Annotated in this window: 8 protein-coding genes; 4 read left to right on the forward strand and 4 right to left on the reverse strand. The window is 68.4% G+C overall.

The genetic code is table 11. The features are described from left to right. Nucleotides 1-215 precede the first annotated feature (215 nt). On the forward strand, nucleotides 216-1,697 hold the full coding sequence (locus ACH34W_RS26745) for a glutamate--cysteine ligase (RefSeq protein WP_395963835.1): 1,482 nt from the start codon (nucleotides 216-218) through the stop codon (nucleotides 1,695-1,697). Between the two features lie 59 nt (nucleotides 1,698-1,756). Here the strand turns inward: ACH34W_RS26745 and ACH34W_RS26750 are convergent, their stop codons facing one another. Together ACH34W_RS26750 and ACH34W_RS26755 are read right to left on the reverse strand one after the other, a co-directional pair. After that, a complete protein-coding gene (locus ACH34W_RS26750) occupies nucleotides 1,757-3,235 on the reverse strand; it encodes an ABC transporter substrate-binding protein (protein ID WP_395963836.1) in 1,479 nt (492 codons plus the stop codon). 17 nt (nucleotides 3,236-3,252) lie between these two features. After that, a complete protein-coding gene (locus ACH34W_RS26755) occupies nucleotides 3,253-5,328 on the reverse strand; it encodes a hypothetical protein (protein ID WP_395963837.1) in 2,076 nt (691 codons plus the stop codon). 311 nt (nucleotides 5,329-5,639) lie between these two features. Between ACH34W_RS26755 and ACH34W_RS26760 the strand changes: the two genes are divergently transcribed. Both ACH34W_RS26760 and ACH34W_RS26765 read left to right on the forward strand, forming a co-directional pair. Next, complete coding sequence (locus ACH34W_RS26760) at nucleotides 5,640-6,368, forward strand: response regulator transcription factor (protein ID WP_395963838.1); 729 nt, start codon at nucleotides 5,640-5,642, stop codon at nucleotides 6,366-6,368. A gap of 38 nt (nucleotides 6,369-6,406) precedes the next feature. Beyond that, nucleotides 6,407-7,447, forward strand: coding sequence for an ATP-binding protein (locus ACH34W_RS26765; RefSeq protein ID WP_395963839.1), 1,041 nt, complete (start codon nucleotides 6,407-6,409; stop codon nucleotides 7,445-7,447). A 22-nt stretch (nucleotides 7,448-7,469) separates the two neighbouring features. On the opposite strand, the gene ACH34W_RS26770 is transcribed toward ACH34W_RS26765, so the two are convergent. After that, nucleotides 7,470-8,735, reverse strand: a complete 1,266-nt coding sequence (locus ACH34W_RS26770; protein WP_395963840.1) for a helix-turn-helix domain-containing protein — start codon at nucleotides 8,733-8,735, stop codon at nucleotides 7,470-7,472. A 276-nt stretch (nucleotides 8,736-9,011) separates the two neighbouring features. Here ACH34W_RS26770 and ACH34W_RS26775 point away from each other — a divergent pair, with 276 nt between their 5' ends. Next, nucleotides 9,012-10,676: a cytochrome bc complex cytochrome b subunit gene (locus ACH34W_RS26775; protein WP_395963841.1), complete on the forward strand. Its 1,665-nt coding sequence runs from the start codon at nucleotides 9,012-9,014 to the stop codon at nucleotides 10,674-10,676. A 249-nt stretch (nucleotides 10,677-10,925) separates the two neighbouring features. Here the strand turns inward: ACH34W_RS26775 and ccrA are convergent, their stop codons facing one another. Next, nucleotides 10,926-12,251 carry a crotonyl-CoA carboxylase/reductase gene (ccrA, locus tag ACH34W_RS26780; protein ID WP_395963842.1) on the reverse strand — a complete coding sequence of 442 codons (1,326 nt, stop codon included), beginning with the start codon at nucleotides 12,249-12,251 and terminating at the stop codon, nucleotides 10,926-10,928. Nucleotides 12,252-12,253 lie beyond the last annotated feature (2 nt).

The raw sequence follows: 12,253 nt of genomic DNA on the forward strand, positions 1-12,253 counted from the left end.
GCGCACGTGTCCTCGCGTTGGCGCCCTGGCGACGACGCCCTGCCGGCCGCAGCCAATCACAGAGTGTCATGAACGCTGGTCCCGCGACGGACCCATGACACAAGGTACTCGCCGGTACGCACTTCGGGTCGACCGGAAACCGCCCTTGGGTTTCACCTTGCTCCCAGCGGGACATCCGTTTTGTAGTAGTTCACCCGGATCGTAGGGGACGGACCATGGGCAGGGATGTATCGGCCGTCGCCATCAGTGGTGAGGATCGGCGGCGCTATCGCGACAAGGTGCGGCGCTGCCTGGATGTCCTGGCCCGCATGCTGAGCGAGTCGCAGTTCGAGTTCGAGCGACCGCACATCGGACTGGAGATCGAGCTCAACCTGGTGGACGGGTTGGGCGATCCGCTGATGCGCAACGACGATGTGCTGAAGGCGATCGCGGATCCGGCCTGGGCCACCGAGCTCGGCCAGTTCAATCTGGAGATCAACATCCCGCCCCGGGAACTGGGCGGGGAGGGCACCGGTGAGCTGGAGACCGAGGTGCGCGAGCACCTTGATCACGCGGACGGGGCGGCCCGCGAGGTCGGTGCCTCGCTGGCGATGATCGGCATCCTGCCGACGCTGCGCCGTTCGGACATCGGCGAGGAGACGCTCTCGTCGAACGCGCGGTACAAGCTCCTCAACGAGCAGATCTTCGCGGCGCGCGGCGAGGAGCTGCACATCGACATCAACGGCCCCGAGCCGTTGAGCATGCACGCCGACAACATCACGCCCGAGGCCGCGTGCACCAGCGTGCAGTTCCACCTCCAGGTCAGCCCCGACCACTTCGGCGCTCACTGGAACGCCGCCCAGGCCATCGCCGGGCCCCAGGTGGCCATGGCCGCCAACTCTCCGTTCCTCTTCGGTCACCGGTTGTGGCACGAGACCCGCATCACGCTGTTCGAGCAGGCCACCGACACCCGTCCGGACGAGCTCAAGGCGCAGGGTGTGCGCCCCCGGGTGTGGTTCGGCGAACGCTGGATCACCTCGGTCTTCGATCTCTTCGAGGAGAACACCCGCTACTTCCCCGCGCTGCTGCCGCTGTGCGACGAGGAAGACCCCCTGGAGATCCTGCAGGAGGGCGGCATCCCGGAGCTGGGCGAACTCTCGCTGCACAACGGCACGGTCTACCGCTGGAACCGTCCCATCTACGCCGTGGTGAACGGCCGTCCGCACCTGCGCATCGAGAACCGCGTGCTCCCGGCAGGCCCGACGGTGGCCGACATAGTGGCCAACGGCGCGTTCTACTACGGCGTCCTGCGCATGCTCGCCGAGGAGGAACGCCCCGTGTGGAGCCGGATGTCGTTCGCGACAGCGGCCGACAACCTGCATCGCGCAGCCCGGGACGGGATGGAGGCGACCCTCTATTGGCCCGGCCTGGGCGACGTGCCCGCCTCCGAGCTGGTGCTCCGGCGCCTGCTGCCGCTGGCGTACGAGGGGCTGGACCGCTGGGGCGTCGAGCCGGCCCGCCGCGACCGTCTCCTCGGCATCATCGAGGGACGGTGCATCACCGGCCGCACCGGCGCGGCCTGGCAGATCGAAACCGTGCAGTCGATCGAGGACTCGTTCGGCACCGAACGGCACGAGGCCCTACGCCTGATGACCCGCAGCTACATCGAGCGCATGAACAGCAACGAGCCCGTCCACACCTGGAGTCCCGGCCCCTAAGGTTCAGCTGGGCGGGGTCAGCTGGGTGCGTTCAGCTCGGTGGATTCAGCTGGGTGCGTTCAGCTTGGTTTGCCGCTCGGCCAGGCCACGGTGGCGGCTCGCACGCCTTGAGGGGTGAGCTGCAGAATCGGCACGGCCTTGTTGACGGCCTTGCCGGTGGCATTGTCCAGGTCAATGCGTCCTGATGCTCCTTGGACGTGGTTCTTGTGATGGAGCTGGAGGAGCATCCCCTGGACTCCTTCGGTGGAGGTGTTGCCGGCGCCATTGCGGATCGCCGTCGCCAGAGTCAGCACCGAGTCATAGGCCATCATCGAGGTGCCGTCGATGAGATCGGCCTGCTTGAAGCCATGCTGGGAGTGAGCGCTGGCGAACGTGGTGAAGGCCGCGCCGAACCCGGGCTGATTGGTCCATTGCTCGGGATGGGCCAGGCCGGCGTACTTCAGCGTGATGTCTTTCGAAAGCGCCCTTTTCACCTTCGGCGCGCTCCAGTCGATGTTGAGGGCGTCGTCGCCTGACACGATCGTCATCTTCTGGCCGACGCACGGATTGTCGGCGAAGGTCTCCAGCATGGCCTGCAGTTGTTTGCCGCGTCCGGCGAAGAAGATCCAGACGTCGCCGTCGCCGCAGAGCTGGGAGCGGATCCACAGGAACGCGTTGCCGCCGGCAGGCCGTCCGTTCTCATCGGTGACGTAGGCCTCGGTCTGCGTGCCGGGCACCCGTGCCGCCAGGAACCGCTGGGCCATGTCCTGGGCGTAGATGTCGTTGCGGTCGTTGTCCTGGACGAGGAAGATCCGTCCCTTGGGCGGCACGGCCTTCAGCAGAGCGTCGACCTCGTCGGTGTTGGTGGGCGAGACCCGGAAGAGCCCGTCCCTGGCGTCCAGCCGCCGCCCGTCGCCCCCGCGGATCTCCGGGGCGCTGAAGATCGACCCGACCATCGGGATCCTGTGCTCGGCGAGCCTGGACATGGCCGCCCGAGTCGTCTCGGTACTCGGCCCCAGCCCCGCCACTCCGACGACCTTGTCGGACGTCCCCGTCCGCCCCTGGATCTGCTTCACGGCGTGCTCCCACTGCCCGGACTGAGCACCGGCGTTGGCGAGGAGCAGCTTGATCTGCGGTTGGGCCCGGACGCCGGGGGTGTTACCGCTGCGCTCGTTGAGCAGCACCTGCGCAAGGTAGGCGCCCTCGAGTTGGTGGCGCGCCCCCGCCAACGTCGTAGGATCCTTGGCCGTCACTGACATCGGTGCCAGATAGACGATGCTGACCTTGGCCATGTCCGGCTGGGAGTCGACCCGCTTGTTCTCAGCGTGGATCTTCTCCTGGATGTTCTTGAGCGCCGGATGGAACGGCTTGGCCGATCCGTCGGTCACTCCGACGCATTCCCCGTCATGACGTTTGACTCCGCCGCGGGCGTCCCCGCAGTCGTCACGGTCGCCGTTCCAGTCGAGGACCCCCCAGCCACCGGCTGTCAGACCCGCGAGCGACGCCGTCACCAGCACGACCTTGGCGGTGAGCGGCAGATTGCCAAACCAAGCCAGCATGGTCCTCTCCAGGGAGCTCAGATCTGGTCGGGGCGGATCTCACGGGCAGCGAACGCACGGGCGAGCATGTTGAGGTGCTCGAAACCGGCCCCAGCTCGAAAGGCCAGCTCGGTGAGGGCGTCGGCGATGACGTCCCGCAGTTCGGAGGCCGGATCGCCGAGCGGATCGGCGAAGATCAGCAGAGCTGCCGTGAGCCGCGCGATCAGCCGCCGTTCCTCGGTCCCGGATGCGTCCGAGCCGACGCTGTCGCGGATCAGGCCGACCACCTGCGCGCCCGGTGACGGCCGGCCCGGCAGCGGACGGGCCCTGGCCTGATCCAGCGACCTCGCGACGTAGCGCAGGTCATCGAACCAGTCTTGCCAGACATCGCTGCGGTCCGACCGGGCACCATCCTGAAACGCCGTCTCGAAATGATCGACAACGGCCGTGAGATCACCGAGCGCAAGGGCGTGATGAAGCGCCGCGAGGGTGTCGCCCTGCGCGGCGTGGTGGTCGCGCAGTCGCTCGTGCACGGCTTGCCAGCAGTCGTCGGATCCTGCTGGCCTGCTTGCCAGTTTGTGCATGAGCACTCGCCACAGCAGCCGGTGAGAGACCAAACGGCGGTCACGGTCGACGACGTTGGCCGGAGTCCCGCGCCGGGCACGGCCCACACGGGTGCCGTCCGGACTGGTGCCGCCCGGAGGCTCGGCGAGTACGCCTTGGCGGGCGTTGATCTCCTCCTGCGACAACGGAAGGGACCACAACTCGGCGGACAGGATCTCGTGCAGATCCTTCACGAGCTCGCGGGTGAGGCCGGCCACCCCTTCCAGGGCGCGGGTGGCGGCCGGTTCCAGTGCAGGCGCGCAGGTGATGAAGGCGTGCCGTATTTCCGGCGGCTGACCGGCAAGCAGCACGTCAAGGATCTGGTCCGCCACCGACGGTGCCGGCGTGCCCGATGCTGCCGCTCCCGCCCGGGTCACGGCCGGAAGGTCGAGAAGGAGCCGAGGGTCCGCGAAACCGTTAGGGGAATGCCGTGTCGCCGCCTCCATGGCATCCGCGATGAGCGCGGTCCCCCCTGAATGGCCTCGCGTGAGCATCGACACCAGCAAGGCCACGTCGCTGCCACGCAGGGCCGCGGTGCTCCGGCCCATGAGACGGCGGATCTCGGGCAACTGGAGGTCGTCCAACCTGATCACGAGCGACCGATGGCCCGGTGACGCCCGGGTGCCGGCCACCACCTTGTCCAGGACCCGCGCCGAGGCCACCACCGGTTGCGTCGCGGGCGGTGGAGTCCGCTTCGTCATGGCGACCACCAACGGGCCACGAGTCTTCTTGCCCGCCCTGGCGGCACTGGCGGCCGCATCTTCCTGCGCGCGCCCGAGCGCCTCCTGGAACGGCTCACCCAGCTCCCAGTCGACGTTGTCGAGGAGGATCAGGCAATTGGCGCTCCGGTCCCAATGGAACGTCTCGGTGTTGTAGCCGGCGTGGATGTCAGCGAGGAAGGCCCGGCAGAGCAGGTCATCGACTGCCGCGCCGTACCCGTCCTTGTGCATCCTGTTGAGCTCGACCAGGGCGTCGTAGCCGTTGACCGCAGCGGGGCGCGCGTTGGCCGCATGCCATTTGAGCGCGCTCCTCCAGCGCAGGCCGTCCGCGGTCTTCGGGGCCAGATGCCGGAGGACGAGCCGGACCAGCTCGGTCGTCCCGGGCGGCGTCGCCGCGCCCATCGCCTGCGCCACGATGTTGGTGGTTGAGAGGACCGCTTGGTCGAAGTCCTGCGCGGCACCTTCCTGATCATCATCGTCGCCACCGCTGAGAATTCGCCGGAGGTCCACCAGCGCATCGGAGTGGTGGTCCTCGTTGAGGTTGGCGCCCAGGGAGAGCAAGCCGAGGCGAAAACGGGAGAACCTCAGCCTCCTGGGCCATCGATAGGTCTTCTTTTCGAGCTTGAAGACCAGTTCGGTGAGGAGTTTCAGATTGTTCTCAGGCCGCGCCGGACGATCGGGCCCGACATCGATGTAGGCACACGGACCCTGCGTCGAGCACAGCTGTTCGAGATGTCGCAGGTACTGGGTCTTTCCGGACCCGCGCACCCCGTGCACAACGAAATGTGCCACCTCAGGAGCTTTGGGCGGCAGGCATTTCACAATGGCTTCGGTCAGCGAGGTACGGCCGGCGGGGGGCATGTGACGACGCTTCCTGGAATGGGCAAATGGCCCTGTCGTGTCCCGGACGATCACCTAAGAGTACCCAGCCGTTTACACAGGATGATGGACGATGACACGTTGTGGCCACGCATCCCGCAATGTGTCATCCGTTACAGACATGCGTCACAGAACCTGGTCACGTTCGCGCTTACAGGGGCGCCTTCACAAATTCGCCACAATTCACCCCCAAAGCACCCACGGCGTCCGCCTAAAGTCGGGCCGTGGCAGAGAACGCGCAGGCCGGGAGCAACACGCAGGCCGGGTCCAGACAGCGCATTTTGGTCGTGGAGGACGAACCCATCATCGCGCGGGCGGTGACGGACCGGCTCACCGCGGAGGGGTTCGCGGTGGAGATCACCGGCGATGGCCCGTCGGCCGTCGAGCGGGCCCGGTCGTACGAACCGGATCTGATCGTGCTCGACGTGATGCTGCCGGGCTTCGACGGCCTGGAGGTCTGCCGCCGCGTTCAGTCCGAACGCAGCGTCCCCGTCCTGATGCTCACCGCCCGCGACGACGAGACCGATCTCCTCGTGGGCCTCGGTGTCGGCGCCGACGACTACATCACCAAGCCGTTCAGCATGCGAGAGCTGGTCGCCCGCGTCCGGACGGTGTTGCGGCGGTTCGAGCGGGCCGAACGGGCCGAGGCGTCCGCGATCTCGGACGTCCTGCGCCTGGGTCCGCTGGAGATCGACCAGAAGGCACGCCGCGTCCGGCGGGACGGCCATGAGGTGCACCTGACGCCGACCGAGTACGACCTGCTCGGTTGCCTGGTCCGCCATCCCGGCACCGTGCTCACCCGCGCGCTGCTCCTCGAACAGGTGTGGGACTGGGCCGACGCGTCCGGCACCCGCGCCGTGGACAGCCACGTCAAGGCACTGCGCCGCAAGCTGGGCGCCGACCTGATCCGCACGGTCCATGGGGTGGGCTACTCGTTCGAGGTATCTGCGTGATTACTGAAGACAACGCTGTGATGACTGAGGGCCGCGCTGTGAGCTTTCTCCACAGGCTGTGGGTACGGCTGCCCCGCCCGCTCGACCCGCTGCGTTCGATCAAGGTCAAGTTCGGGGTCGTCACGGTGGTGACCGCCTGCACCGCGATCCTGATCGTGCTCTGGGGGTACGCGCTGGGCTTCCGGGCCCGCCAGACCATGCCTGTCGGTGTCCTCATCTCTCTCGGGGTGGTGCAGCTGATCGCACACGGCATGACCGCGCCGCTACGCGAGATGACCGCCGCCGCCCGGGCCATGGCCCGGGGCGACTACAGCCGCCGTGTACGCGCCAGCTCCCGCGACGAGGTGGGCGAGCTCGCCCAGGCGTTCAACCGCATGGCCGCCGACCTGGGCGCCGTGGACCGCCAGCGCCGCGAGTTCGTGGCGAACGTGTCGCACGAGCTCCGCACCCCGATCAGCGCGCTCCGCGCCGTGCTGGAGAACGTCGCGGACGGCGTCACCCCGGCCACCCCGGAGGTCCTCGAGTCCGCGGTCGAGCAGACGGAACGGCTCGGCCGCCTCGTCACCCAGCTCCTCGACCTCTCCCGCGTGGACGCCGGGGCCGACACCCTGGAACGCACCACGCTCGACGTGGCCGCGTTCGTCACCGAGGCGACCGCCGCATATCCGGACGCCCACCTGGACATCGATGTCACACCAGGCCTGGAGGCCGTGGCAGACCAGGACCGTCTGCATCAGGTCCTGGCCAATCTGCTCGACAACGCCGTCCGCCACAGCCCGCCCGGCGGCACCGTCACGGTCACCGCCCGCCCGGCGCCGGACGGCGGGCTCAGTCTTGAGGTCTCCGACGAAGGCCCCGGAATCCCGCCAGCCGAACGCTCCCGGGTCTTCGAACGCTTCAATCGCGGCGCCGCGTCCGGCACCGGTGTGGGTACCTCCGGCGGCGGTACGGGCCTGGGCCTGGCCATCGCCCACTGGGCCGTCGACCTGCACGGCGGGGACATCTTCGTCGTCGACAGCCCCCGCGGCTGCCGGATCCGCGTCCTGATCCCGCACGCCGCGATCAGCGACGGGACCTGACGGCGACGACCAACAGCGGAACCTAGCGACGGAAGCTGACGACCTCCGCCGTGTCGCCCACCGCTTCCCGGGCCGAGGGGATGATCTGCTCGCCGGGACGGTCACCGAGCAGGGCGCGCGCCCGGAGGACGATCTCCAGGTCGAAGCGGAGGTCGGGGTCGAGAAGCTGGTCGCCGAAGAGCTCCTCCAGCTGGCGGAGCCGGTAGCGGACCGTCTGCGGGTGGACGTGGAGGCGCATGGCGACCTCGTTGGCGTTCCGGCCGGACTGGAGCCAGGCGAGAAGGGTCTCGGCGAGCCGGTCCTGCTGGCTGGAGCGCAGGTGCGACAGGGGGGCCAGGCGCAGCCGCGCCAGCGACGTGATCAGTTCCTCGTCCTGGAAGAGGATCAGCGTGGACATGTGCTCGACGCTGCGGATCACGCCGGTGGTCGCCCCGATGACGCCGCGTTCGGCCAGGCCGAGGGTCTTGCAGGCCCATTCGATCGAACGCGCCGCCTCGTTCAGCGGCACCGTCGGGCCGACCACGGCCAGTGACCCGCTCAGGGCACGGTCCACCAGCTTGGCGCGGCCCGGCCCGTCGGGGTCGGGAATGATCAGGCTCGGCGTGCGGCGGCTGAGGTCGGAGAGGATGTCGGGTGGGAACGCCGTCGGCTGGCGGGTCTCCTGGCCGAGGGCGACCGCGGCGACCGTACGGGGGATGGGCCAGTGCGCGGCGGCGGCGAGGTCGGCGATGGCCTCGGGCGCGGCGGGCGGGTCGGCGAACAGCAAGTCGAGCAGGCGCCTGCGGCGCCGCTGCATCTCACCGGCCACGGCGGCCTTGGCCTGCGCGTACCCCTCGCCGGCCGCGGCGGCCAGCTCGTCCTGGAACAACATCAACGCCTCGCCGACGGCGCCCAGCGTGCGGGCGGGGACCTCCAGAACGGCGGCGCCCTCGGCCATGCGGCGCCAGGCCACCATGCCGCCGACCCGCATCGCGGTCTGCACGGCGTCCAGGCTGCGGCCCTCCCCGGCCTCGCCGCGGCCGATCGTACGGAAGAAGTCGATCACCGAGGAGTCCGGCTCCTTCGGATCGGCGACCCGCTCGACGAAGTAGTGCAGGACGCGCTCGACGGCGAGCCGGAGCGTGCTCGAATAGGGCCCCTCCCCGGGCCGGTCGTACTCGCGCACGCGCGTCTGGATCTCCTGGATCATGTCGTCCGCGACCTCGTCGAGGTGCGGCCGCATGTGGTCCGCCAGCTCACGAGGCAGGTCCACCCAGGGTCTGCCCCTCGCCTCGGCACCGTTGTGCACGTGCGCCTCCCCACCGTTCGCACCCCCGCGTACAGCGCCGGACACAAGGGGTAATTGATTACTTATGTGCTCCGTGTGATGGAAATCATGTCCCTTTCGTCACCTGGGCGCAAAGTCTAGGTCGAGCCGCGACCAGATTCGGCCGGACCCAAAGACAACACGCCTCAGGGCTGGGCTCTGGCCCCTCTTTACGGGTAGTGCGACATTGGTAGAGGCAAGACGAACGACCAATGCGAAAGGTGGTCGGTTCCGGGCCACCGGTGGTGGAGGTCCCGAATGCCCGCGTCCCCGCAGCCTCCCAAAGCGCTGGCGGCGAGCGGCCGCGCGATCGATGAGCGGTTCGGCGGCGGCTCGTTCGCCCGTAAGGCCCTGCGCAAGGCCTTCCCGGACCACTGGAGCTTCCTGCTCGGCGAGATCGCGCTGTACTCGTTCGCGATCATCCTGCTCACCGGGGTCTTCCTGACCCTGTTCTTCAAGCCGAGCATGACCGAGGTCGTCTACGAGGGGTCGTACCAGCCACTGCGCGGGGTGCGGATGAGCGAGGCGTACGCGTCGACGCTGCACATCACGTTCGACGTGCGGGGCGGGCTGCTGGTCAGGCAGATCCACCACTGGTCGACGATCCTGTTCATGGCGGCGATCGTCGTCCATCTGCTGCGCAACTTCTTCACCGGCGCGTTCCGCAAGCCCCGCGAGCTGAACTGGCTGATCGGGATCACCTTGTTCATGCTCGTCATGGTGAACGGGCTGTTCGGCTATTCGCTGCCCGACGACCTGCTCTCCGGCACCGGCATCCGGATCCTGGAGGGCGTGATCCTCGCGATCCCAGTGGTCGGCTCGTACGTGCTGATGTTCCTGTTCGGCGGGGAGTTCCCGGGCGACCTGATCATCCCGCGGCTGTACGTCATCCACATCCTGTTGATACCGGGGATCCTGCTCGCCCTCATCCCGTTGCACGCCGTGGTGCTGACCTGGCGGCAGACGCACACGCAGTTCCCTGGGAAGGGCAGCACCAACAGGACGGTCCAGGGCGGCCCGTTCTTCCCGATTTTCATCGCGAAGACCACGGCGTTCTTCCTGTGGGTCTTCGGCGTGACGGTGCTGCTGGCGACGTTCTTCCAGATCAACCCGGTCTGGTTGTTCGGCCCGTACGACCCGGGCGCGATCAGCTCGGGCTCCCAGCCGGACTGGTACATGGGCTGGCTGGAGGGCTCCCTGCGGATCATGCCCTCGTGGGAGATCACCGCATGGGGCTACACGCTGCCGATGAGCGTGATCGTGCCCGCCCTGGTCGTGCCGGGCGTCCTGTTCACCGGGCTGGCGGTCTACCCCTTCCTGGAACGCTGGGTGACCGGCGACCATGAGATCCACCACCTGCTCGACCGGCCGCGCGACGTGCCCGCCCGCACCGGGATCGGCATCGCCGGCGTGATCTTCTACGGCGGGTTGTGGGCGGCCGGCGGCAACGACGTGATCGCGGAGCGGTTCGAGATCCCACTGTTCTGGACGACGTGGTTCTTCCGCGGGCTGGTGATCCTGGGACCGGTGCTGGGCTACGTCATCGCGTACCGCATCTGCTTGGGCCTGCAGCGCCGCGACCGGGCCCTGGTGGAGCACGGCCTGGAGACCGGCGTCATCCGGCAGCGGCCGAGCGGCGAGTACATCGAGGTCGAACGCACTCTGCCCGCCGAGGTCGTCGGTGCGATCACCGATCCCCGGCCGCGGCCCGCCCTGCCGCTGGGACGGCCAGAACGCGAGGGCGTCGAGGCACCCGAGCTCCGGGGCCGCCTCGGCAAGGTCCGTGCGGCCCTCAACCGGCACTTCATGGCCGATCTCGCCGAGCCTCCCACCGCGCCGAACGGCCACGACGGCGAGCACCCGGACGGCGAACACCCGGACGGCGAACGCGCTCCTGCCGAGCACAAAGCACTGGAGCCCTGACACAACGCTTAATACGCACCAAAGCCCCAATAAGGCTCAATCAGCGCTCAACCCCGCACCGCGAGCGCGCGACCGGGTCGTGAAGCAAGCCGAAGGCGAGGCTTCACGAGAGATCGCGAAGCGATGTCGCGCTCCCTCCCGCTACACCCCCCGCCCAGCCACCCTTTCAACGGACAAGCTCCGCTTGGCGGCGGCTTTGCGGTTCGGTGGCCGCGCCCCCAGGGCGCGGCCACCGAGGCCGCGAAGCCATCAAACAGAGCGTCGGTAGAGGTGGAACTTCTCCTCGCCGATGCGCTCGCGCATCGCCGGGTCGTCCACGCCCTGGCCCTCGTCCGTCGCGCCGCAGAGAACGGCGACCTTGCCGATGTGCTGGTTGGTCTGCACCGCACGGGTGGCCTCACCGGCACCGTCGAGCGGGAAGACCGTCGACAGCGTCGGGTGGACCATGCCGAGGCTGATCAGCCGGTTGACCTCGACGGCCTCGTGGTAGTTGAAGCCGTGCGAGCCGATGATGCTCTTGAGGCGCATCCACAGGAAGCGGTTGTCGTACTCGTGCTTGTACCCCGTGGACGAGCCGCACGTGACGATCTTGCCGCCGCGCTTGGCGACGTAGACCGAGGCGCCGAAGGTCTCGCGGCCCAGGTACTCGAAGACGATGCCCGGGTCCTCGCCGACCAGGCCGCGGATGGCCTCACCGAGGACACGGCCGGCCTTGGGGTGCCGCAGGCCCTGCTCCCCGAGGTTCAGCTCGTTGCGGTTGATGACGTGGTCACAGCCCTGCGACCGGACGATCTTGGCCTTCTCCTCGGAGGAGACGACCGCGACCGGGATGCCGCCGCCGTTCTTCACCAGCTGGGTGGCGAACGAGCCGAGGCCGCCGGTGGCACCCCAGATCAGCACGACGTCGCCCTGCTTCATCCGGGCGCCGTGCGTGCCGACCAGCATGCGGTACGCGGTGGCCGCGCACAGCGTGGTGGAGGCCGACTCCTCCCAGGTCAGATGGCGCGGCTTGCGGATGAGCTGGTTGGCCTTGGCGATGCAGTACTCGCCGAGCGAGCCGAAGTTGGTCTCGAACCCCCAGGCCAGCTGGGTCTCGCTCATCATGCCGTCGTCGTAGGAGCCATGGTCCTCCTCGTCCACGTACGACGGCGAGAGGACGACGCGGTCGCCGGCCTTCCAGCTCTTCACACCGCTGCCGGTGCGGACGATCACGCCCGAGCCGTCCGAGCCGAGGATGTGGTACGGGAGGTCGTGCCGCGCCCCGTGCCAGCCCTGGCGGCCGAACTTCTCCAGGAACGCGAACGTCGGCACCGGTTCGAAGATCGCCGACCAGACCGTGTTGAAGTTGATCGCGGCCGACATGACCGCCACCACGACCTCGTCCGGGGCGAGCTCGGGCATGTCGACCTCGCCGACGTGCAGGGAGCGGCGCACGTCCTTGTCGATCTGCCCCTCAAAGATGCCCACCTCGTTTTTGAGGGTGAAGGCGGCGCGGAAACGGGTGGGCAGTTCGCAGTCCAGCAGCTCCTTCTCGGACGCGCCGGACCGTACGGCTTCGAGCAGGGGGTCGGACATCG

Source organism: Actinomadura sp. 6N118 (genome assembly GCF_044326415.1).
In the GTDB taxonomy this organism is placed as follows: domain Bacteria; phylum Actinomycetota; class Actinomycetes; order Streptosporangiales; family Streptosporangiaceae; genus Spirillospora.

What these genes read in the sequence shown, in the direction of transcription:
- ACH34W_RS26745 (WP_395963835.1), top strand. Translation starts at nt 216, where the DNA reads ATGGGCAGGGATGTATCGGCCGTCGCCATCAGTGGTGAGGATCGGCGG.
- ACH34W_RS26750 (WP_395963836.1), bottom strand. Translation starts at nt 3,235, where the DNA reads ATGCTGGCTTGGTTTGGCAATCTGCCGCTCACCGCCAAGGTCGTGCTG.
- ACH34W_RS26775 (WP_395963841.1), top strand. Translation starts at nt 9,012, where the DNA reads ATGCCCGCGTCCCCGCAGCCTCCCAAAGCGCTGGCGGCGAGCGGCCGC.
- ccrA (WP_395963842.1), bottom strand. Translation starts at nt 12,251, where the DNA reads ATGTCCGACCCCCTGCTCGAAGCCGTACGGTCCGGCGCGTCCGAGAAG.